Origin of the sequence: Bacillus sp. FSL R5-0712, from assembly GCF_038593285.1 — a bacterium.
Taxonomy (GTDB): domain Bacteria; phylum Bacillota; class Bacilli; order Bacillales; family Bacillaceae; genus Bacillus; species Bacillus safensis.
Genome location: NZ_CP151981.1, coordinates 2705850 through 2729148, shown reverse-complemented (window position 1 = coordinate 2729148; position 23299 = coordinate 2705850). Strand labels below are relative to the sequence as shown.

The window sequence follows — 23299 nt, the reverse complement described above, 5'->3', positions numbered from 1 at the left end:
GAACTCCTCCTTTTGTACAAACTTAGTAAAGGTTTGTCCTGTTTCTTTTCATGTTACACAAGAAGTGCTTGATAAAGCAAAAAAAATATGATTATGATATTCATGGTAGAGACAATTTTTCATCGTAAGAATACTACATATAATGGGAAGGACAGGCCTCTTCGTCTTTCCTATGAGAAAGCAGGAAGACGACGTTGATGACTTATTTGAAAAGAAAGGGGATCTCCCTTTCGCCAAAGGTGTATTTCATTGATGCACTTTCTTATATGGCTTTAGGTCTATTTGCTACATTAGTGGTAGGTCTGATTTTAAAAACAGCAGGCGGTCTGTTATCACTTTCTCTCATTGTGAAAATGGGTACGCTTGCTATGGGTCTGATGGGACCGGCAATTGGTGTAGCAGTTGCTTATCGCTTAAATGCTTCTCCATTAATCATTTTTGCAAGTGTTGTCTCAGGTGCTGCTGGAGCAGAGCTTGGGGGTCCTGCTGGAAGCTTTGCCGCAGCATTAATTGGTGTGGAACTCGGCAAGCTGGTCAGTGGTGAGACAAGAATTGATATTATTTTAACGCCGCTTGTCACCATTATCACTGGCTTTTTCACCGCTGCTTTCATCGGACCTGGGATTGAAGCCATGATGACAGGGCTCGGCAGGCTCATCATGTGGGGGACAGACCAAAGCCCGCTGATCATGGGTATGCTGGTAGCGACCATTGTTGGACTTGCTCTAAGTTCTCCGATTTCAAGTGCTGCACTTGCGCTCATGCTTGACTTAAGCGGAACAGCTGCTGGTGCTGCAACGATTGGCTGCTGTGCCCAAATGGTTGGCTTTGCTGCTGCAGGTTTTAGAGAAAATCGCTTTGGCGGGCTTGCGGCTGTCGGCATTGGGACGTCAAAGTTGCAGCTTTCGAACATTGTGAAAAACCCCCTCATCCTGATTCCGCCGACGATTGCTGGTCTGATTCTCGCGCCAATTGGTATTATTGGCTTTGGGATGGTCAATAATGCGGCAGGAGCGGGAATGGGAACGAGCGGGCTTGTTGGACAGCTCATGACCCTCACTGTCATGGGGTTTCATCCATCTGTATTTCTGGCGATAGCTCTCTTGCATATCGTTGGCCCGGCAGTGATTAGTTTGGTAGTATCAGAATGGATGAGAAAGAAAGGCTATATACAATTCGGAGATTTAACCATACAAACTGGAGGAATGAAACATGAAAAAAATTGAATCTAACGAAGAATTACAAAAAGTGATTCAAGAAGACTTAACGGTATTGCTATTTTCAGCTGACTGGTGCCCGGACTGCACATTTATTGAGCCATTCTTGCCAGAGCTTGAAGCAAACTACCCAGAATTTGAGTACTTCTATGTCGATAGAGACAAGTTCATTGACACTTGTGCAGAGTGGGAAATTTACGGCATTCCAAGCTTTTTAGTCTTTAAAAACGGACAAGAGATTAACCGCTTTGTTAGCAAAGATCGTAAGACAAAGGAAGAGATAGAAGCATTTTTAACAGATTCTCTTTCTAAATAACGAAAGGAGAGTCTAAAACGATGGCAAAAATGACATCAAGACAGCTTGCGAATGAACTCAAAAGCCGTCTGACGAACGACAGCTGGTCACACCAGTTTGATCGGGAAAAAGATACGCTTCGTATTGAAGATAAACAAACAGGCAAAGGCATCACACTTGAGCTCCCGCCAATTATTGCAAAGTGGGAAGTAAAGCCTGATGAAACCATCGATGAGATCGTTTATTATGTGAAAGAAGCGCTGAGTGCGATGAAAGGCGAAGCGCAGCACATTTCAGGAAAAGAAAAGCAGATCTATCCAGTCATTCGTTCCACTTCCTTTCCTGAGGCATCAAGTGATGGAATTCCCCTCGTGTTTGATGAGCATACAGCAGAAACGAGAATCTACTATGCACTTGATCTTGGAAGCACCTACCGATTAATTGATGAAAAGATGCTTCAAAAGGAAAACTGGACAAAAGAGCGAATCAGAGAAACCGCCAGCTTCAACGTCCGTTCGCTAGAAACTGTAGTGAAAATGGATGAAGTGGCAGGCAACCGGTTTTATTTCTTCCGTGCAAATGACGGATATGACGCCAGCAGACTTTTAAATGAATCGTTATTACAAGAATACGCGCAAAAAATACAAGGACAAATGGCGATTTCTGTTCCCCATCAAGATGTATTCATCATTGCTGATGTTCGCAATGATTCAGGCTATGATATTTTAGGACAGATGTCGATGAGCTTCTTCGCCAGCGGTACGGTTCCGATTACCGCATTATCATTTTTATATGATGAGGGGAAGCTTGAACCGATCTTTATACTTGCAAAAAGCAGACCAAAACAGCAGTAGAAGGGAATTTTGAAGAATGAACGTTTTTTATAATGCAGAAGGTGTAGGCGACACACTCCTTATTTCATTGAAAGATGTGACGAGAGAAGAAGTAGGTCATGAGACGTTTGGAGATGTTGTACGAATCTTCAATCAAGAAACAAAAGAAACAACAGGCTTTAATATCTTCAATGCATCGACTTACATGAAAATTGAAGAAAACGGATCTGTCCCGCTTTCTGAAACCATTGTTCAAGATATCAATGAAATTTTAAACCGCAACGGTGTCAGTGAAACGTTGACTGTGGATCTATCACCAAAATTTGTTGTCGGCTATGTGAAGGAAAAAGAAAAGCATCCGAACGCAGATAAATTAAACATTTGCCAAGTTGATGTGGGCGATGAAACCTTACAAATCGTATGCGGTGCACCAAACGTTGACCAAGGCCAATATGTCGTGGTGGCGAAGGTCGGTGCAGTGATGCCAAGCGGTATGGTCATCAAAGATGCTGAGCTGAGAGGCGTTCCATCAAGCGGCATGATCTGTTCAGCGAAAGAGTTAGATCTTCCAGACGCACCTGCTGAAAAAGGGATTCTTGTTTTAGATGGAAGCCATCAAGCTGGCGAACCCTTTAAAGCGTAACCTCCCATAAACGGGCACATAGGAGCGAAGAATGTGTTATACCAAAAGTCACTAAGTACGTACTTAGTGACTTTTTTTCATCTACAGACAGCATGAACAGCAAAAAGCGGCACTTTTCTCGCTTTTCTGCATGAAAAAGCAATGGTATACTAAAAATCGCCCAAGAAAACGTAAGGGGAGTTAAAGTGAGTGATAAATGATGAGTTGGTTAGATAAATTTTTTAGTGTATTTTTAGGAGAAGAAAAGAAAGAAGAAAAAGCTGCAAGACCTGAAGAAGATCTAGCTGCACCAAAGCAGCCAGCTTTTGAACCGCATAAAGAATATAAAAAAATCGAAGATACGAAAGTGTATTATGAATATCCGAAAGGGAACTTTCGCTTTCCGCTCGTTCCAGATGAACCTCAGCGCGATGGAGTGAAGCCGGAGAGAAGACGCGCCAAACCAAGCCAGTCAAAGACCAGACAGACAACCTATCAGCCTAAACAAACGCTTCAGCCTGATATGAATAAAAAGCCATTCAAGCCAGAGCAAATTCCATCACCGATCTATGGCTATCATCAGGATATGCGTCCAAAACGGGCAGATGCAAAAGAAGAAACAGCTTCAGTTCAAAGGAAAGCAGCAGAAGAAACGGCGCAGCGTGTCACACTGTTATCAGAAGAGGCAGAGCGTGAACGGAATGTCAGACAGCAAATGAACATCCCGTCAATACAGAAAGAAAAACGTATCGAGGAAATGGTTTCAGCGTCAGCAGAAGAGAGAGCAGATAAGGAGCCAGCAGTAACCCCGCATACATTACAAGAGGAACTCGCTTATCAAGATCATGTTCAATCGACGATGGAACGTTTAACTGACGAGCCTTTCATCGAGCCAGAAGAAAACGAGCCAGAAGATACTCATGAAGCTGATTTACATAAGCAGCAAGCCGAAGTCTATCAGAAGCAGCCGGTAGAGTCTGAGCCGGAACAGGCTGTTTCCAGTGATGAAGAAGAAATAAAGGACGAGTCTGTCCATCAGTTTGAAGAGCATACTGAGGAAATAGAGATGTTGACCTTCGAAACACCGGAACCTTCGCAGCCAGCGATTGAGATGGAAGTAGACATTCCAGCAGAAGAAGCAGTGTTAACAGAAAACATTTCAGCAGAACCGGTGGAAGAAGTAAAAGCTGATCCAATAGAAGACGACCAAGAAGAAGCGCCAGCGGCAGCATTTGAAGAAGCTGAGCCAGTCCAACATGACCTGCAGGAAGATCAGCTGGTTCAAGAAGCTGAAATTGAAGAAGATCAAGCGATGCCAGTAGAACAAGTAAGAGAGGAACAAACTGCATCTGAACCGGCAGAAACGGTTATAGAGCAGACAGAGCAGCAAGAACAAACGCAGGAAGTCAAGAAAGAAGAACCAAAACAGACATCTCCGCAGCCACAACGCACAAGCGGGCAAACCTCTACGGTTCCGTTTAATGTCATGATGTTAAAAAGCGATCAGCGCGTGCAAGGGCAAAAGAAAGCAGCCGATACACAAGGATATGTTTTTCCAAGTCTCGCCCTTTTAGACGTACCGCCAGCTCAAAAAGAAGAGGACGGGACATGGGTGAAAGAGCGGGCTGAGCTGCTCAATGCGACACTTAAAAATTTCAACGTAAGAGCAAGTGTGGTTCATGTCACACAGGGACCTTCTGTAACAAGGTTTGAAGTACATCCAGAACCAGGTGTCAAAGTGAACAAAATCACGAACCTGTCAGATGATATTAAACTTAGTTTATCCGCAAAGGATATTCGAATTGAAGCCCCGATTCCAGGAAAGAACACGATCGGGATCGAAGTGCCAAACCTGCACAGTAAAATGGTGTTCTTAAGAGAAATGATCAGAAGCAGTGCGTTTAGAGACAATCCATCTCCTTTAACAGCGGCACTCGGATTAGATATTTCAGGCCAGCCTGTCGTGGTTGATCTGCAAAAAATGCCCCATGGCTTAATTGCCGGGGCCACTGGTTCAGGAAAAAGCGTCTGCATTAATACGATTTTAGTGAGCTTAATGTTTAAAGCATCACCAGATGAAGTGAAAATGCTCTTAATTGACCCTAAAATGGTTGAATTAGCGCCGTATAATCACATTCCGCATCTTGTGAGTCCCGTCATTACCGATGCCAAGACAGCAACAGCTGCTCTGAAATGGGTAGTGGATGAAATGGAAAGACGCTATGAACTATTTGCACACTCAGGCGTGAGAGAAATTAAACGATTCAATGAGCTTGTGAAAGAAAAACAAATGGGTGAAAAACTGCCTTATCTCGTCGTGGTGATTGATGAGCTGGCTGATTTAATGATGGTCGCACCAAATGAAGTCGAAGAAAGCATCTGCCGAATTGCACAGAAAGCAAGAGCATGCGGCATTCACTTATTGATTGCGACACAAAGACCTTCTGTTGATGTTATTACAGGTCTCATTAAAGCCAATATCCCAACAAGAATTGCGTTTTCTGTTTCAAGTCAGGTGGATTCAAGAACGATCATTGACATGGCAGGTGCAGAAAAGCTTCTCGGAAAAGGAGACATGCTCTTCTTAGAAAATGGCTCTGGCAAGCCGACAAGGCTTCAAGGGAACTTTGTATCAGACCGTGAGATTGATCAAGTGGTGGCACATGTGAGAAAGCAGCGCAAGCCCGTGTTCCTTTTTGAACAGGAGGAACTAATGCTGCAAGGCTCTGCGATTACAGACGAAGATGAATTGTTTATGGATGCCTGCCGTTTTGCCATCGAGCAGAATAGCGCTAGTACATCAAGTTTGCAGCGAAGATTTAGAATTGGCTACAATCGTGCAGCCAGGTTGATTGACATGATGGAACGCGAGGGCATGATATCTGGTGCGAAAGGCAGTAAGCCAAGAGAAGTACTCATGACACTGAGTGACTTAGAACAGTTGATCTAAACAAACCACTTCATTTTTTTCGTAAACATGGTATGATAGCACATAGGTGCAATTTTGTAATTGGACACTTTTCGCATGTCTGCCAGAACGCTTTTTAATGTAAAATAAGCGGAAACAGGTGTTAGAAATGGGAAAGTTGTCGGATACTAATCATAGTTAATATTGATTAGAATAGGAAGATCGGAAAAAAATCTTTATTTGGAGCTGCGATCTGTGATCAGCTAGAGGCAAAAATCACAAGTTGCAAATTGAAATGAGCGTCATATACTGTAAGTCAGATAGACGTTTGTTGGAGGTACAATTATGACTGTTTATCATTTTGTTGGAATAAAAGGGACAGGTATGAGTCCACTGGCCCAAATTCTTCATGATACTGGGTATACTGTCCAAGGATCGGATATCGAAAAACATATCTTTACACAAAAAGCATTAGAAGAACGAAATATTAAAATTCTACCATTTGACCCAGACAATATTCAGCCAGGGATGACGGTCATCGCAGGAAATGCATTCCCTGATACACACCCTGAGATTGAACGTGCCCTTTCTGAAGGGATTCCTGTCATTCGTTACCATAAATTCCTTGGAGAATACATGGATTCATTCACAAACGTTGCGATTACTGGTGCTCATGGAAAAACATCGACAACAGGACTGCTTGCTCACGTCATGCAGGCAGCCAAACCTACTTCGTACTTAATCGGTGATGGATCTGGAATGGGGAAAGAAAACAGCGAGTATTTTGTCTTTGAAGCATGCGAATACCGCAGACACTTCCTCAGCTATCATCCAGACTATGCGATCATGACCAATATTGATTTTGATCACCCTGATTATTTCTCGGATATTGATGACGTGTTTGATGCATTTCAAAACATGGCGCTTCAAGTGAAAAAAGCCATTATTGCCTGCGGTGATGATGAGCATCTGCCAAAGATTCAAGCGAAGGTACCTGTTGTGTACTACGGTTTCAACGAAGAAAATGATTTCCAAGCACGCAATGTTGTGAAAAATACGGAAGGTACCACATTTGATGTATTTGTACGCAATACGTTTTATGATACCTTCTACATTCCTGCCTACGGAAATCATAATGTCCTCAACTCGTTAGCTGTCATTGCATTATGTCACTATGAGTCCATTGATGTAGAACTTATCAAAGGCGCATTAACGACATTTGGCGGTGTGAAACGACGCTTTAATGAAAAAGTAGTCGGTGAGCAGGTCTTAATTGACGATTATGCACATCATCCAACTGAAATTGAAGTCACGATTGAAGCAGCTCGCCAAAAATATCCGGACCGTGATATTGTGGCTGTCTTCCAGCCGCATACGTTCACACGTACACAGCAATTCTTAAGTGAATTTGCTGACAGTCTAAAGAAAGCCGACTATGTCTACCTTTGTGATATTTTCGGTTCAGCCCGTGAAAACATTGGGAAGCTGAGCATTGAAGATTTACAAGAAAAAATCCCGCAGGCCCAATTAATTGAGGAAGAAGATACATCTGTGCTGAAAACGCACGAAGATGCGATTCTGATCTTTATGGGAGCAGGAGACATTCAGAAATATTTGCGTGCTTATGAAAAAGTCGCTGTATAAATGCTTAAAAAAGTGCCGTTTCACACGGCACTTTTTTTATTTTGAATAAAATGTGACAAAAGGGCTAAATGTGTCAACATGTGCCGCTTTTTTTCGTTCGCTGTGGACAGGAATTAGCGAATAAGTGTAGAATTATTATTCAATCGGTCATTCTAGGCGATGTTTGAATGATACAACGAGAGGGTAATGAATTGAATATGCCCGCAGCAAAGGAGGTATCAGATGATTATTATTCTATATCTAAGCGTTGCACTGATCGCAATTGCTTTCCTCATTCTTGTCATCTATTTGTCCAAAACATTAAAATCCTTACAGCTGACATTAAAGAATGTTGCATCAACTTTAGAAGGTCTTGAAGGTCAGATGCAAGGCATCACCACAGAGACAGCACAGTTGCTACATAAGACGAATCAGCTTGCTGAAGATATTCAAGACAAATCAGCAAAACTCAATACAGTTGTGGATGCGGTGCAGGGAATTGGCGGCTCGATCAACCAATTTAATACAAGCATAAAGCAGGCAGCTGGTGCGGTTTCTTCATCCGTTGAAAGAAATCAAGAAAAAGTGACGGATGTGGTTAGCTGGAGTAACGCAGCACTTGAAATTTATAAAAAATGGAAACAGCGTAAACACCAAAAATAAACCATATTCGCATAGGAGGAATAATCATGAGCAAAGACGGAATCAATAGCAAAGACTTTTTGATCGGAACACTTATTGGTGGAATTGTTGGTGCAACAACAGCATTATTTTTAGCACCGAAGTCAGGGAAAGAGCTTCGCGATGATTTGAACACCCAAGCGAATGCGTTAAAAGAAAAAACAGACCGGCTCACAACAGATGCAAAAGAAAGAGGCACTGAATATGTGACGATTGCGAAAGATAAAACGTCTGAATTGTCTCAGCTTGTAGCAGAGCAGTCAAACCAGATTTTAGACAAAGTGAAAGACATAAAAGAGCGAGCAGCTGGAAAAGCTAATAAAGTGAAAAGTGAAGCAGAAGATGCGGCAGCGGATTTGGCAAGCGAAGCATCTGATGCAGCAGATGAAGCAAAAGTACGAGCACAAGAAGCAAAGTCAGAAATTGAAGACGGCATCAAAGATGTCAAAGAAAAAGTAGAACAATCTACTAAAGGCTAACGCTCACTGCTAAGAAGTGAAGAAGGAGAACATCATGTCAAAACAACTCATTGAAACAGAAGAACAGTTTGATCAACTAACGAATCAAGATGGGACCTTTGTCTTTTTTAAGCACAGTTTGACATGTCCGATCAGCCAAGCGGCTTTTCAAGAGTTTGAAGCATTTGCGTCTGCACATGAAGATGTACCTGCGTATTTCTTACAAATTCAAAACACGAGAGAGCTTTCATCCTATGTGACGGAAAAGTCTGGAGTAAAGCATGAAAGTCCACAGGCACTCATCTTTAGCGGTGGAAAAGTAAAATGGCATGCTTCTCACTCAAGCATTACAAAAGAAGCGCTTGAACATAATCTGTAAAAGAAAGAAACGTCAGCAGCGGCTGACGTTTTTTTTATAAAAAAGGTTTACTTGAACAAAAAGTATGCTATAATCTTACATACGATACTTTACCGCTTAAAAGCGTTTGGGTAATAAAGAAAATTTTCGTGACAATTCCGAAATCTTTGTTTATAATAAACCCTATCATGCAAGAATGAAAAAATAAAAAGCGAGAGCAGGCAGAGGAAAGGATGACAAAAATGAGCAACAATGAATTAGAAAAATTGAGGCAGCAAGCAGATGAACTAAATCTTCAAATCTTAAAACTGATCAATGACAGAGGAAACATTGTCAAAGAAATTGGAAAAGCGAAAGAAGCGCAAGGTGTCAACCGTTATGATCCTGTCAGAGAGCGCACAATGCTGAACCAAATTCTTGAAGAAAATGATGGGCCATTTGAAAATTCAACGATTCAACATATTTTCAAAGAGATTTTCAAAGCAGGTCTAGAGCTTCAAGAAGATGACCACAGCAAAGCACTTCTTGTTTCTCGTAAGAAAAAACCAGAAAACACAATTGTGAATATCAATGGGGAAGCGATCGGTGATGGAAAGCAGCGTTTCATCGTTGGACCATGTGCCGTTGAAAGCTACGAGCAAGTCGCAGAAGTAGCGGCAGCAGCGAAACAGCAGGGGTTAAAACTACTTCGCGGTGGCGCCTTTAAACCTCGCACAAGCCCATATGACTTCCAAGGACTTGGTGTAGATGGTCTAAAGATTCTAAAGCGTGTAGCGGATGAATACGGTCTTGCTGTTATTAGTGAAATAGTCAATCCTGCTCATATTGAAGAAGCGATTGAGCATATCGATGTCATCCAAATTGGGGCACGTAACATGCAAAACTTCGAACTATTAAAAGAAGCCGGTTCCGTGAAGAAACCAGTTCTTTTAAAACGCGGTCTTGCAGCGACCATTTCAGAATTCATCAATGCAGCTGAATACATCATCGCCCAAGGAAATGATCAAATCATCCTTTGCGAGCGCGGTATCCGCACATACGAAACAGCGACAAGAAATACATTAGATATCTCGGCAGTGCCAATCTTGAAACAAGAGACACATTTACCAGTCTTCGTTGATGTGACGCATTCAACTGGACGTAGAGATCTTCTCCTTCCAACAGCAAAAGCAGCTCTTGCGATTGGAGCAGACGGTGTCATGGCAGAAGTACATCCAGATCCATCTGTTGCTCTATCTGATTCAGCGCAGCAAATGGACATTCCACAATTCGAAAAATGGTTAGATGCGTTAAGACCACTTGTCAACATTCACGCGTAATCATAGATAGAAATAGCCGCCGGATGACTGCCCGGCGGTTTTTTTATGGAAAAAATACCATGAGGTTTGGGAATGAAAGGAAGAAAGCACATTGCAAGCCCAAAAAGTGCTTGTTCACAATGTTTTCATTTTTAAAATTCGATAGAATCTGCTAAGATCATTGTCATAGCTGGCGTTCTCGATGCTTTTTTATGAAATATGATTCAAATTACAGGTAACAAGCTGATTAAAGTTTGTTTAATTTAGTTATAAAAAGAAAGGGAACGTTTTCATATGACAAAAAAACGTGTATAATTTCATAAAAGAATGTCATTTTGATGTAGATTGAAAAATTATGTGTCTCTTTTCATCGTTTTAATGACAAATAGGATATTATTTTCCTCGTATCTGACATGTCTCTATCTAATTGGTGAATGCTATAGATATGAAGTGTATTTGAAGGAGTGATTTATGTGAATAATGTTACAATATATGATGTAGCAAGAGAAGCAAATGTAAGTATGGCAACGGTATCACGCGTAGTAAATGGTAATCCAAACGTAAAACCAACAACAAGAAAAAAGGTGCTTGAAGCGATTGATCGCCTTGGCTATCGTCCAAATGCAGTGGCACGAGGCCTTGCAAGTAAAAAAACAACGACAGTTGGGGTCATCATCCCTGATATTTCTAGTATCTTCTATTCAGAATTAGCACGCGGTATTGAAGATATCGCCACGATGTATAAATACAACATCATTTTAAGCAACTCAGATCAAAATACGGATAAAGAGCTTCATTTGTTAAATACGATGCTGGGCAAACAAGTAGACGGAATTGTCTTTATGGGCGGAAACATCACAGATGTGCATGTGGAAGAATTTAAGCGCTCTCCTGTACCGATTGTGCTTGCAGCATCTGTTGAAGAACAGGCTCAAACACCATCTGTTAACATCAACTATGAGCAGGCGATTTATGATTCCGTTCAGCTGTTAGTTGAAAAAGGACATAAACGAATTGCGTTTGTTTCTGGTCCAATGTCAGAGCCGATTAATTCCGTGAGAAAGCTTGCAGGTTATAAGCGTGCGCTTGAAGAAGCGGGTATCGCGTTTGACGATGCACTTGTTGCTGAAGGCGATTACTCTTATGACTCTGGAATTGAAGCACTTGCTCATCTGCTTGAGCAGTCTGACAAACCGACAGCTGTTATCGCAGCTACAGATGAAATGGCGCTAGGTGTCATTCACGGAGCACAAGACAGAGGGGTCTCCATTCCTGAAGATTTAGAAGTGATTGGCTTTGATAATACAAGACTTTCTCTCATGGTGCGTCCTCAGCTGACAACAGTTGTTCAGCCGACATATGATATTGGTGCTGTTGCCATGAGACTGCTCACAAAACTGATGAACAAAGAACAAGTGGACGATCAAATTGTTGAGCTTCCGCACAGAATTGAAGAAAGACAATCAACAAAATAAAACAAAAAAAGCAGGCTTACCTTATGAGGGAAAGCCTGCTTTTCTTATGCCTTTTTCTTTTCTCTTCTAACAGGCATGAGTGCTTTTTCTACTGTTTGAGCATTTTTTTCTGTGATTTCTGCTTTTCTTGGGATCGGTGGATATAAATCGTCAGGATCTTTCCATGTAGGTGGAAGGGTAACAGGCGATTGCTTATTCCATGCCTGAATCCAGTCCTGAGGCAGCTCATCTGGCGGTGTAATGCCTTTCATCTCAAGCCAAATGCGGCTCCACGCTCTTGGAACGACGCGCCAAATATCATATCCTCCTCCGCCAACAGCGATCCACTTGCCGTCACAATATTGATGCGCAAGCTCATGAGCAAGTCTAGGAATTTCCTCATATATTTTCATGGTGGCAGATAAATGAGTTAACGGATCATAGTAATGTGCATCTGCCCCGTTTTGCGTCAAAATCACATCTGGTTTAAAAAAAGCAGCAATTTCAGTCACTGCTGTTCGGTATGCTTCGAGAAACGATTCATCTTCCGTAAATGCATCTAGCGGAATATTATACGCGTAGCCATAGCCTTTATCGTGGCCTCTTTCCTGTACTTGTCCGGTTCCAGGGAACAAGTAGCGTCCCGTTTCATGAATGGAGACTGTACATACCTCTGGGTCGTCATAGAAGCTGAACTGGACACCATCGCCGTGATGAGCATCCGTATCAATATATAAAATTCTAGCGCCATATGTCTTTTGAATATATTGAATCGCCACAGAGCTGTCATTATAAATACAAAAGCCAGATGCACGCCCTTTGAATCCGTGGTGAAGCCCGCCGCCAAGATTGAGGGCATGCTGCGAATGACCGAGCATCACTTGGTCAACCGCTGTTAATGTTCCGCCAACAAGGAGAGATGCCGCCTCATGCATGCCTGCGAACATCGGTGTATCCTCAGTGCCAAGACCGTAGCGTTCACCCTCTGCTGTAGACAGTTTTCCTTCACTTGCCCGCTGCACAGCCTGGATATAATCTGCTGTATGGACGAGCTTTAATTCCTCCAGAGTAGCCATACGTGGTGCAACGATTTCATCCTCTGTTAACGCCTTCATTTTTTGAAGAAGATCATAAGTTAAGTAGACCCGAAGCTGATTGAAGGGATGATCTTGGTTAAATTGGTACGTTTGAAAAGATGGTGAAAAAACAAAGGTCGCTTCCTTCATTTGATCGTCTGCTCCATAGGCCAGAGCACTTTATAGCCTTTTGCGCGAATCAGCTTCGTCACATGATCTGCATGAATGGTTTGAAGGCGGAAGACGAGCACTTTAGATGCCTCATTGGCATGCGGGTACACAAGCACACTCAGCAATTGAATATGCTGCTCCTTTAAAATGGCCGTAATGTCTGCGAGGCCTTCTGTCATCTGCTCGACTTCAACCTCTAAGTGCGACCCAGGCTGATCTGCACCTGTCAGTCTTACAAACGTACGAAGCAGATCTGTTTTTGTGATAATGCCTACAAGCTTGCCGCGTCTCACCACTGGAAGACAGCCAATTCCGTGCTCAAAAAAGACACTTGATATCTCTTCAACGAAATCAAGCGGGTGAGCCGTGATCGTCTCTAATACCATGATCTCTTCTACCGGCCGCTGAATAAAGAGCTTCCTTTTCTCTGTTTCAAAAATACTTGGACTGGCATTTTTAATATCCCGATCAGTCACCATCCCAATGACAGATCCTTGATCAGATACGATCGGAATATGCCGGATGTGGTGTGCACTCATTTTTTGAATGGCCTCTTCAATCGTATCGGTTTTTCGCAGCGTGATCACATCACGCTCCATAATTTGTTCAATCATCATTGTTTACCAATCCCCTTTGCCAAAAAAACGAATTGAACGTTAATACATAAAGCGCTGATGGAAGCGAAGACGATCGAAACGCTCGATCGAATCAGGACTCACATGTTTCCCAATTCTGGCCATTAAACAATTGGCTGGATGTGAGCTAATCTCTGGCTCGTCTGTTGCAAACCAGACAAGACCGCCTGCGTTCATCATTTTCTCCATCATTTTGCGGTACTCCCAAACGTTTTTCTTTGTCCCCTTTAAATCCCAATGCCAGTAATATTCAGTTGTAATGATGATGTAATTCTCCATTTGCTCATCCATCATGCTCACATCAAGCAAATGCTTGCCAAGTGAGCATCCTCTAAATGGAGGAGCGACCTCAATCGCGCCAAGCTCAATTAAATTATCCATTTTGCCCTCTGACCAGCGCTCAAGTGGATCAGGATACAAATACGTGACATAGCCTACGACGAGCTCATTCGCTCTTGCAATGATAATACGTCCTTCTGGAAGATCTGCTATTTCAACAAGTGCTTGTTTCTGTTCCTCAGGCGTGCGAAATGCCGTTAGTCCTTCATGAAACGTATAGTTCGCAAGCTCTGATGCAGGTACCGGTCCTTCAATCAGGATGGAACCTGTTTCTCGCTCAATGGTTTTTGAATAATAAGTTTTAGGATGCTCCACGTATCCACCGCCCCTAATTCTAGTGAGTCGTCTCTATTCTATCTTAAATCTTGCAATAATTAAAACGGTTTCATCAGAAGTTTTTTAAAAATTGAGAAAAAAAGTCATCTATACTATAATGGTCATTGTAAACGTATGCAAAGGGGGACTGTTTGATGAAATTGGAAACGCTACCATCAGTAAAAGGGGATTATCATTTAAATGATTATGAGCAGGCATACAAAGATTTTTCATGGGAGGAAGCTAGAAAAAACTTCTCCTGGTATGAAACAGGAAAAATAAATGCAGCCTATGAAGCGATTGACAGACATGCGGACTCGTTTCGTCAGAACAAGGTGGCGCTTCACTACAAAGATTCACAGCGGGATGAAAAGTATACGTTCAGGGATATGAAAATCAACACAAATAAAGCGGGAAATCTATTCAGAGAAAAGGCACATGTAGAAAAAGGGGATCGCGTGTTTATCTTTATGCCAAGATCACCTGAGCTCTATTTTCTTCTGCTTGGTGCGGTTAAAATTGGAGCAATCGTTGGCCCGTTATTTGAGGCATTTATGGAAGGTGCTGTCAAAGACCGTTTAGAGAATAGCGAGGCAAAGGTGATCGTGACAACACCTGATCTGCTTGAGCGAATTCCATTTGCAGAGCTTCCGAAGCTTGAATCTGTCATCATTGTCGGCGGTGAAAACGAAGACGTCGATGGTGTGCGGACAATTCACTATGAAAAGGCGTTTGAGGAGGCAGCAAAGGAGCTTGAGATTGAATGGATGGATGAAAAAGACGGCTTCCTGCTTCATTACACATCAGGATCTACTGGTACGCCAAAAGGAGTGCTTCATGTCCATGGTGCAATGGTCCAGCAAGGCCAGACTGGTAAATGGGTGCTTGACTTGAAAGAGGATGACGTTTACTGGTGTACAGCTGATCCAGGCTGGGTTACAGGCACAGTGTACGGTATTTTTTCACCGTGGTTAAATGGGGCGACGAATGTGATTTTAGGCGGCCGGTTTAATCCTGATACGTGGTATGAAACCATTGAATCACTCGGTGTAACTGTTTGGTACAGTGCCCCGACCGCCTTTAGAATGCTCATGGGGGCAGGGGATGATCTCATTCAAAAATATGACCTCAGCTCGCTCCGCCATGTTTTAAGTGTGGGAGAGCCGCTTAATCCAGAAGTCATCCGCTGGGGAGATGCTGTTTTTGGCAAGAGAATTCACGACACTTGGTGGATGACAGAAACGGGTGCACAGCTGATTTGTAATTATCCATGCATGGACATCAAGCCAGGCTCGATGGGAAAACCGATTCCAGGCGTAGAAGCGGCGATTGTTGATAATGCAGGAAATGAACTTCCGCCATACCGGATGGGCAACCTTGCGATTAAAAAAGGCTGGCCTTCTATGATGCATACGATCTGGAACAATCCTGAAAAATATGAATCTTACTTTATGCCGGGAGATTGGTATGTTTCAGGAGATTCAGCTTATATGGACGAAGACGGATACTTTTGGTTCCAGGGACGTGTCGATGATGTCATCATGACGTCAGGAGAGCGGGTCGGTCCATTTGAGGTGGAAAGTAAACTGGTCGAACATCCAGCTATTGCGGAGGCTGGTGTCATTGGAAAGCCAGATCCGGTCCGCGGTGAAATTATTAAAGCATTTATAGCGCTTAGAAGCGGATATGAGCCGACAGATGAGCTGAAAGAAGAGATTCGTACATTTGTGAAAAAAGGACTCGCAGCACATGCGGCACCGCGAGAAATTGAGTTCAAAGACAAACTGCCGAAAACGAGAAGCGGAAAAATTATGAGACGTGTGCTAAAGGCGTGGGAGCTGAATTTACCTGCTGGCGACCTTTCGACAATGGAAGATTAAATTTTTTCATCAGTTGACTTGATATCAAAAGTGTGTTAAAAATGACATTAGTTGAATATGAAAAGGTTTTGACTGAGATTCAGTAGAATGATCTTTCCCTGTTGAAGAGAGCTGACGGCTGGTGCGAGTCAGTACAAAGAGATATTCGAATTACCCTCACGAACCGCTTTTACGAAAAGGAGCATGCCCTGATTAGTGAAAGAACGGATCTGTCCGTTATCAGTGTAAGTGAAAAGACGAGATTTTTTGTCTTTTAAGCAGGGTGGTACCGCGATATATATCGTCCCTTCGTTCATTCGAAGGGGCGTTTTTTTGTTGAATTGTAAAAAAAGGAGATTTGAAAATGAGTCAATTGATGGAAGAGCTATCGTTCAGAGGATTAATTCAGCAGCAAACAGATGAAGAAGGTTTAACAAAATTATTAGCAGAAGAAAAAATCAAACTATACTCCGGCTTTGATCCGACAGCTGACAGCTTACACATTGGTCATCTATTGCCAATTTTAACATTACGCAGATTCCAAGAAGCAGGTCATCATCCGATTGCTCTTGTTGGCGGCGCAACTGGACTAATCGGCGACCCTAGCTTCAAAAAAGCAGAACGTTCACTCAACCCAGCAGAAATCGTCGAACAGTGGTCAGAAAAAATCAAAGGACAGCTGTCTCAATTTCTTGATTTTGAAGCAGGGGAGAATCCAGCCGTTATCGTGAATAACTACGACTGGATCAGCCAAATGAATGTCATCACGTTCCTTCGTGATGTTGGAAAGAACTTTGGTGTAAACTTCATGCTGGCAAAAGATATCGTGAGCTCACGTATCGAAACAGGGATTTCTTACACAGAATTCAGCTACGTTATCCTTCAGTCTTTAGACTTCTTAAATCTTTACAGAAATGAAAATTGTAAGCTGCAAATCGGCGGAAGTGACCAGTGGGGAAATATCACATCTGGACTTGAGCTGATCCGTAAGTCTGAAGCAGAAGGGGCAAAAGCATTTGGTCTGACGATGCCGCTTGTCACAAAAGCAGACGGCACAAAGTTTGGTAAAACAGAAGGCGGCGCCATCTGGTTAGATAAAGAAAAAACGTCTCCATACGAGTTCTACCAATTCTGGATTAACACAGATGACCGTGATGCCGTGAAATACTTAAAATACTTTACGTTCTTATCAAAAGAAGAGATCGCATCGTACGAAGAAAAAGTGCAAACAGCACCTGAAAAGCGTGAAGCGCAGCGCCGTCTAGCAGAGGAAGTGACAACACTTGTACATGGCCGTGAATCACTAGAACAGGCTGTTAACATCTCAAATGCGCTATTTAAAGGTGAGATCAAATCTCTTACAGCTGAAGAAGTGAAAGTAGGCTTTAAGGATGTTCCATCAATGGAGAAAAGCAGCACAGAAGAATTAACACTAGTCGATATCCTTGTGGAATCAAAGCTGTCTCCATCAAAGCGTCAAGCACGTGAAGATATCACAAATGGTGCTGTCTCCATCAACGGAGAAAGACAAACAGATAAAGATTATGTTCTTTCCGCTGACGACCGAATTGAAAACCAATTTACCGTTTTAAGAAGAGGGAAAAAGAAATACTTCCTCGTAACGTATAAATAAATCTTTATGAAACAGTAAACATCATGGAAAAGCACCTCAAAATGTTCGTATACATTGAGGTGTTTTTCTTTTTTATGTAGAAGTAGCTCATTCGTCTGCTTCTTGTTCAAGGAGTGAATCTTTGTTTGTATAAGCATGTTCTACCTTACAAATTCGGGTTGTATAGGATTCATACCAATCTTTTTTCCCCTTTTTTTGAACACGCTGATGTGCTGTATGTGCTTTCCATTCTTTGATGGCTGCTAATGAATCCCAGTAAGAGACAGTGATTCCAACACCATGTTCATCTCGTACACTTTCTATTCCAAGAAATCCGTCTAGATCCTTCGCTAATTCTTCCATTTTTTGAGCAGCCGCATCGTATTGTTTCTGTTCGACATTTGTTCGTTTTGATGTGAAAATCACGGCATAATAGGGTGGTGCAGGTGTTTGAGTAAATAGCATCTAGTAGAACCTCCTTAGTCTATTGATATTATATATGAAAGAAAGAAGGTCTCGTAGTCTTTTTGTTTGAATTTAAAAAAGTCCAAGGTGCTTTTTGATTATTTATATTTTTGTAAAATCATCTCATAAACATTACCTTGTTCACTTTTCTGACATATTTTTCTTGTATAAAATAGAGTCGTATAAGATGAATAAGGGGGAATGAAAGTGATGTTTGTTAAGAAAAGGAGTTTGCAAATTCTCATTGCGCTTGCATTGGTGATTGGTTCAATGGCTTTTATCCAGCCGAAAGAGGTGAAGGCGGCTGAGCATAATCCGGTTGTGATGGTACACGGCATTGGCGGTGCCTCTTATAACTTTTTTTCTATTAAAAGTTATTTGGCCACACAAGGCTGGGATCGAAACCAATTGTATGCTATCGATTTCATAGACAAAACAGGAAATAACCGCAACAATGGTCCGCGTCTATCCAGATTCGTCAAAGATGTGTTAGACAAAACGGGTGCCAAAAAAGTAGATATTGTGGCTCATAGTATGGGCGGAGCGAACACATTATACTATATTAAGAATCTAGATGGCGGCGATAAAATTGAAAACGTTGTCACAATTGGTGGAGCAAACGGACTCGTTTCAAGCAGAGCATTACCAGGCACAGATCCAAATCAAAAAATTCTTTACACATCTGTCTACAGCTCAGCTGATCTCATCGTCGTCAACAGCCTCTCTCGTTTAATTGGCGCAAGAAACGTTCTGATCCATGGCGTTGGCCATATCGGTCTATTAACCTCAAGCAAAGTGAAAGGCTACATTAAAGAAGGACTGAACGGCGGAGGACAGAATACGAATTAAAAAAACGAAAAGACAGCGGCATATGCTGTCTTTTTTTTGTTAACGGTGAAAAAAGATTGTTTTTTATATTTAATATGAATCTAGAGGGAGATTAAAGTCCCGCTTTGTAATAACAATATCATTATAATAGTAGTTGTTTTGACTAGTGATTAATAACTAGTATGTTTAATAAATAATATGTACGAGGTGCTCTATACTTGCTGATTGGTTTAATTTTAGTATGAGCATATAAATATGAAAATAATACATTATAGAATAAAACTTTTATCTCAATAAATGAATGGAAAAGGATGTTATAGTATGTAGATGTTAGGGGGGAAGCGAATGTTTCATCTAAGAAGTTCACTCTTTAGATTACATATAGATTTTTAAATATTGCATTTCAAGGGGGATATAATGAGAAACAAATTATTCTTTAAAAAAACAACTTTTATTATGATAGCATTATTTTTGGGTTTTTCCGTTATTGCTTCACCAATCGCAGCTGCCAAATCAAACTCTAATGAAGAAAGTGTGAATTTACTGGCTAAAGATTTAAAATTTTTAATGGAGACAGCTAGTATATATGATCAAAATAATCAGTTGGTTGGCTTTAATTTTGAAAAATTAAGAGAGAGATTTGGAGATACAAAAGAATTTACAATCTTAGAAAATGAAATAAAACAAAGTGGAATTCAATTAGAAAAGTCTTCAGATTTAAAAACTCAGGATGCTAAAGGAACTTGGGGCGATTGTATGATTGATTCATTAAAGGATCATTTTGGGGTGGCAATGATAGAAGTGGCTTTAACTGGTGGTCTTTGGAGCTATCTTGAAAAGAAGGCTTATAAAGAAGCTGCTAAGCTTTTATTGAAGATTGGCATTGGGGGAAATGTTATCGGTTTAGTAGCCTTCCTTACTTGGTATTCAGCTAAATGCATGGAGGGAAGAGGTCCATGGGCATAATTAACCGGCTTAATATAATAGGAGGAAGACAATGATGCAAAAACTAAAGTTATATTTCTTAGGTTATTTCCTTTATTTTCCTTTATCTTTTTTCATCATCTATTTCATATGGATGTTTATGGTCAAATCAGATAAACTATTTGATGTTTTTTCTAACAGTACATCAATCATTGGAATATATTATATAATTGTCAGTGTATTTTTTGTTTTTTTACTTCGTTCCAAATTTAAAGATGCTAATAGAATAAATTAAATTCATTGAAAAAGAAGCTGGTAAGTCTGCAAATGACTTCTAGGTTCTTTTTTCAATTTAATAAAAACATGTACAAAACGTCCGCTATTCCTTACACTACATGTAGTGAATGTGAATATTCGGAGGTGGGCGTTTGTGAAAACGAATCAAAAGGCTTTCATCATTGTAGATGTACAAAAAGCGTTCGAGCATGAAAAGTGGGGAGAACGCAATAACCTAGAGGCAGAGGAAAATATCAGCCGGCTATTGACGTTTTGGCGAGAGAAAGGCTGGAAAGTGATTCATATTCAGCATACATCCGACAAACCGAACTCTGTATTTCATCCGGCAAATGAAGGGCACCTTTTCAAAGATATGGCTAACCCGCTAGAGGGAGAAACAGTAATACAAAAGAAAGTCAACAGCAGCTTTATTGGTACTAACTTAGAGGAACATCTAAGATCCAACCAGATTGACACGGTCGTAATTGCAGGACTCACAACGCCTCACTGCGTATCAACGACCACAAGAATGAGCGGAAATCTTGGCTTTGATACGTACTTGATCTCAGATGCAACAGCCGCCTTTGGACTAACAGATCAAAACGGTACATATTTTGACCCAGAAACGATCCACCGGCTTTCACTTGCAACCCTGCATGATGAATTTGCGACTGTTATGACAACAGAGCAGCTTATCACAAAATGGACAAGTCAAGAATGAACGATTGAAAGCTCCTAGAAAGATATCTAGGAGCTTTTTTGCGTATTAAGCGATTGTTTTCGTTGTTTCATACGTGAGTAAACGAGATCAATCTCAATAAATAAAAAACTGAGAAAGAATGATAAAATCAATAGGCCGTCATCCTCTATCGATACATTCATTAAGTTTAAGTAAAGGACATACTTGATAGAGAGATGTGAAACGATCCAAGAACTCACCCATTCCAAAGTATAAATGAGCCATAAAGGAAGTTTAAGGAGATAAGCCAGTCCTTTGCCTATGAATAGAAGGAAAGGTGACCAAAAAACGATGATAATACTCACGAACAAAGAGAAAGAGATCAAAGAAAAAAACGAATCATACGTGATGGTTTCTCCAAAAAGAAAATTCACGCCTAAAACGGCGATGTATAGCAATACACATGGAACCGCGATCACAAAGCAGATAGAAAAAAAGAGCAGGAAGATAAACAGACATGCAGCAAATCTATTGGGCGGCTCATCGATAACCTGTTTTTTTCTTAAAAGAGAATAGGCGATCACTGATAAGATTAAAAGTAAGAATAGAATGATTATGATACTAAACATGGAACTCCTCCATCTAAGTACTATAGAAGACCATACGACTGATATGTCATTCATCATTATTGTACCAATAGGAAATAGGCAATTCAATGAATTATTTCCTATATTTGTATTTAAAAATCAAGACAGGTTTGATCGAAGTAAGAATGGAGCAGGCAGCCGGGGAAAATAAGTGTTGAAAATGGAAGATGACTTCAAATGATTTCATGTATAATTGAGAACATACAAAAAAACCCTAGAAATCCTTGAACAATCAAGGGATCTAGGGTTTTTTTGCTCTCTCTTAGAGAAGTAATGAAATTAACGAGAGTAGAACTCAACGATTAGTTGTTCGCTGATTTCAGGCGCTAATTCAGAACGCTCTGGAAGACGAGTGAAAGTTCCTTCAAGCTTTTCAGCATCGAAAGAAAGGTATTCAGGAACGAAGTTGTTTACTTCAACTGATTCTTTCACTACTGCAAGGTTTTGAGATTTCTCACGAAGAGCAATCGTTTGACCTGGTTTCACAGAGAAAGATGGGATGTCTACACGGCTTCCATCAACAAGGATGTGACCATGGTTTACTAGCTGACGAGCTTGGCGGCGAGTACGAGCAAGGCCAAGACGGTATACTAGGTTGTCAAGGCGAGTTTCAAGAAGGATCATGAAGTTTTCACCTTGTTTACCAGGAAGTTTAGCAGCTTTGTCATATAGTGTACGGAATTGACGTTCGTTGACACCGTACATGTGACGAAGCTTTTGCTTCTCTTGTAATTGTAAACCGTATTCAGATAGTTTTTTGCGTTGTCCTGGACCATGTGGGCCTGGAGCGTAAGGGCGTTTTTCAAGTTCCTTACCTGTTCCGCTTAATGAAATGCCTAAACGGCGGGAAATCTTCCAACTTGGACCTGTATAGCGAGCCATAATGTGACTCCTCCTTATTGTTTTTATTTGTGAAAAATAAAAACCGTCTGTTCTTCCTCTTTTTCGTCATTATGTTTTCATGCATCCTCGCTCCAGCAGCAGGGAGTTACAAGATGCACCTTCATAATATAGAAGGAACAAAATGATACAAAAAAGCCGAACAAAAAGGCTGCCATATTTCACACAAACTCTATTATATGACGCTGGGTAGGAGAAGTCAACCTATTTAGAGGCAGAGGTGACGTTCTCCATTATATAAAGAAACATAAAAAAGCAGACAATGTGTCTGCTTTTTCAAAATGATTACGCATCCGTAGAGACAGATAACGCCTGTTGGAGAATGTCTGTAAATTGAATAAGATAGGTCTCATCTACTTCACTGAAGCGGTCTTTCACAGGGCTGTCAATATCGAGCACTCCAATGATCTGTCCATTGACCTTGAGCGGAATGACTATTTCAGATTGCGATGCGGCATCACAGGCAATATGTCCAGGGAATGCATGGACATCAGCGATACGCTGCACTTCACCTGTCGCAAAGGCTGTACCGCAAACGCCTTTTCCAGAAGGGATGCGCACACATGCAGGCAGTCCGTTAAATGGTCCAAGCACAAGCTCGCCGCCCTTTGCTAAATAAAAGCCTGCCCAATTGACTTCAGGAAGTGAGTGATAGAGTAGCGCAGCTGCATTTGCCAAGTTGGCAATCAGATCAGGTTCACCATCTGTAATGGCTTCAACCTGTTTGACAAGCAATTGATAGTCTTTTGAAGGATCGCCAGACTGTTTTTCGACATGAAACATGAAAATCTCCTACTTTCTATCTTAAAAATACATAACTTGCGTC

At 41.3% G+C, this 23299-nt stretch carries 23 protein-coding genes and 1 other annotated feature; of the genes, 16 read left to right on the top strand and 7 right to left on the bottom strand.

Going from position 1 to position 23299, the window contains the following annotated elements; translation table 11 throughout:
* The first annotated feature begins 197 nt into the window (after positions 1-197).
* From NSU11_RS13915 to ccpA, 11 genes are all read left to right on the top strand, one after another.
* Positions 198-1226, top strand: a complete 1029-nt coding sequence (locus NSU11_RS13915) for a PTS sugar transporter subunit IIC (protein WP_024426181.1) — start codon at positions 198-200, stop codon at positions 1224-1226.
* Positions 1213-1533 (top strand): thioredoxin family protein, encoded by a 321-nt coding sequence (locus NSU11_RS13910; RefSeq protein ID WP_024424860.1) that lies wholly within the window; start codon positions 1213-1215, stop codon positions 1531-1533. The genes NSU11_RS13915 and NSU11_RS13910 overlap by 14 nt, the downstream gene beginning before the upstream one ends.
* Positions 1534-1553: 20 nt before the next feature.
* The gene (locus NSU11_RS13905; RefSeq protein ID WP_171464581.1) at positions 1554-2366 is read left to right on the top strand and encodes a DUF1444 domain-containing protein; all 813 of its coding nucleotides are present in this window, start codon (positions 1554-1556) and stop codon (positions 2364-2366) included.
* A 16-nt stretch (positions 2367-2382) separates the two neighbouring features.
* Positions 2383-2988 carry a YtpR family tRNA-binding protein gene (ytpR, locus tag NSU11_RS13900; RefSeq protein ID WP_024424858.1) on the top strand — a complete coding sequence of 202 codons (606 nt, stop codon included), beginning with the start codon at positions 2383-2385 and terminating at the stop codon, positions 2986-2988.
* Positions 2989-3184: 196 nt separating this feature from the next.
* Entirely contained in the window at positions 3185-5917 is a 2733-nt protein-coding gene (locus tag NSU11_RS13895) for a DNA translocase FtsK (RefSeq protein WP_269320770.1), read from the top strand.
* A gap of 303 nt (positions 5918-6220) precedes the next feature.
* On the top strand, positions 6221-7519 hold the full coding sequence (gene murC / locus NSU11_RS13890) for a UDP-N-acetylmuramate--L-alanine ligase (RefSeq protein ID WP_024424856.1): 1299 nt from the start codon (positions 6221-6223) through the stop codon (positions 7517-7519).
* Between the two features lie 222 nt (positions 7520-7741).
* Positions 7742-8161 carry a DUF948 domain-containing protein gene (locus tag NSU11_RS13885; protein ID WP_024424855.1) on the top strand — a complete coding sequence of 140 codons (420 nt, stop codon included), beginning with the start codon at positions 7742-7744 and terminating at the stop codon, positions 8159-8161.
* Between the two features lie 26 nt (positions 8162-8187).
* A complete protein-coding gene (locus NSU11_RS13880) occupies positions 8188-8658 on the top strand; it encodes a YtxH domain-containing protein (RefSeq protein ID WP_185853773.1) in 471 nt (156 codons plus the stop codon).
* A 34-nt stretch (positions 8659-8692) separates the two neighbouring features.
* Positions 8693-9016, top strand: coding sequence for a bacillithiol system redox-active protein YtxJ (ytxJ, locus tag NSU11_RS13875; protein ID WP_024426177.1), 324 nt, complete (start codon positions 8693-8695; stop codon positions 9014-9016).
* 221 nt (positions 9017-9237) lie between these two features.
* The gene (locus NSU11_RS13870) at positions 9238-10314 is read left to right on the top strand and encodes a bifunctional 3-deoxy-7-phosphoheptulonate synthase/chorismate mutase (RefSeq protein WP_056768228.1); all 1077 of its coding nucleotides are present in this window, start codon (positions 9238-9240) and stop codon (positions 10312-10314) included.
* Between the two features lie 452 nt (positions 10315-10766).
* The gene (gene ccpA, locus NSU11_RS13865) at positions 10767-11768 is read left to right on the top strand and encodes a catabolite control protein A (RefSeq protein WP_024424851.1); all 1002 of its coding nucleotides are present in this window, start codon (positions 10767-10769) and stop codon (positions 11766-11768) included.
* A 44-nt stretch (positions 11769-11812) separates the two neighbouring features.
* Here the strand turns inward: ccpA and NSU11_RS13860 are convergent, their stop codons facing one another.
* From NSU11_RS13860 to NSU11_RS13850, 3 genes are read right to left on the bottom strand one after another with little or no spacing between them, the layout of a single operon-like run.
* Entirely contained in the window at positions 11813-12973 is a 1161-nt protein-coding gene (locus tag NSU11_RS13860; RefSeq protein ID WP_024424850.1) for an acetoin utilization protein AcuC, read from the bottom strand.
* Positions 12970-13611, bottom strand: a complete 642-nt coding sequence (locus NSU11_RS13855) for a CBS and ACT domain-containing protein (protein ID WP_024424849.1) — start codon at positions 13609-13611, stop codon at positions 12970-12972. Before NSU11_RS13855 ends, NSU11_RS13860 begins: the two co-directional genes overlap by 4 nt.
* Before the next feature lie 39 nt (positions 13612-13650).
* A complete protein-coding gene (locus NSU11_RS13850) occupies positions 13651-14283 on the bottom strand; it encodes a GNAT family N-acetyltransferase (RefSeq protein ID WP_024424848.1) in 633 nt (210 codons plus the stop codon).
* A 155-nt stretch (positions 14284-14438) separates the two neighbouring features.
* Between NSU11_RS13850 and acsA the strand changes: the two genes are divergently transcribed.
* Together acsA and tyrS are read left to right on the top strand one after the other, a co-directional pair.
* Positions 14439-16163: an acetate--CoA ligase gene (gene acsA, locus NSU11_RS13845; protein ID WP_025092287.1), complete on the top strand. Its 1725-nt coding sequence runs from the start codon at positions 14439-14441 to the stop codon at positions 16161-16163.
* Positions 16164-16222: 59 nt separating this feature from the next.
* Positions 16223-16454, top strand: a binding site (T-box leader).
* 52 nt (positions 16455-16506) lie between these two features.
* The gene (tyrS, locus tag NSU11_RS13840; protein WP_342493637.1) at positions 16507-17775 is read left to right on the top strand and encodes a tyrosine--tRNA ligase; all 1269 of its coding nucleotides are present in this window, start codon (positions 16507-16509) and stop codon (positions 17773-17775) included.
* Positions 17776-17862: 87 nt separating this feature from the next.
* Here the strand turns inward: tyrS and NSU11_RS13835 are convergent, their stop codons facing one another.
* On the bottom strand, positions 17863-18219 hold the full coding sequence (locus NSU11_RS13835) for an antibiotic biosynthesis monooxygenase (RefSeq protein WP_048239107.1): 357 nt from the start codon (positions 18217-18219) through the stop codon (positions 17863-17865).
* A gap of 207 nt (positions 18220-18426) precedes the next feature.
* On the opposite strand from NSU11_RS13835, the gene NSU11_RS13830 reads away from it, so the two are divergent.
* The 3 genes from NSU11_RS13830 (at position 18427) to NSU11_RS13820 (ending at position 20968) form a co-directional block, all read left to right on the top strand.
* The gene (locus NSU11_RS13830; RefSeq protein ID WP_342493636.1) at positions 18427-19068 is read left to right on the top strand and encodes a triacylglycerol lipase; all 642 of its coding nucleotides are present in this window, start codon (positions 18427-18429) and stop codon (positions 19066-19068) included.
* Between the two features lie 396 nt (positions 19069-19464).
* On the top strand, positions 19465-20013 hold the full coding sequence (locus NSU11_RS13825; RefSeq protein ID WP_024424843.1) for a hypothetical protein: 549 nt from the start codon (positions 19465-19467) through the stop codon (positions 20011-20013).
* Between the two features lie 388 nt (positions 20014-20401).
* Positions 20402-20968 (top strand): cysteine hydrolase family protein, encoded by a 567-nt coding sequence (locus tag NSU11_RS13820; protein WP_103132354.1) that lies wholly within the window; start codon positions 20402-20404, stop codon positions 20966-20968.
* A 26-nt stretch (positions 20969-20994) separates the two neighbouring features.
* Here the strand turns inward: NSU11_RS13820 and NSU11_RS13815 are convergent, their stop codons facing one another.
* The 3 genes from NSU11_RS13815 to NSU11_RS13805 form a co-directional block, all read right to left on the bottom strand.
* Positions 20995-21555 (bottom strand): hypothetical protein, encoded by a 561-nt coding sequence (locus tag NSU11_RS13815; protein ID WP_103132355.1) that lies wholly within the window; start codon positions 21553-21555, stop codon positions 20995-20997.
* A gap of 297 nt (positions 21556-21852) precedes the next feature.
* Positions 21853-22455: a 30S ribosomal protein S4 gene (gene rpsD / locus NSU11_RS13810; protein ID WP_024424838.1), complete on the bottom strand. Its 603-nt coding sequence runs from the start codon at positions 22453-22455 to the stop codon at positions 21853-21855.
* A 303-nt stretch (positions 22456-22758) separates the two neighbouring features.
* Positions 22759-23256 (bottom strand): GAF domain-containing protein, encoded by a 498-nt coding sequence (locus NSU11_RS13805; protein ID WP_024424837.1) that lies wholly within the window; start codon positions 23254-23256, stop codon positions 22759-22761.
* Positions 23257-23299 lie beyond the last annotated feature (43 nt).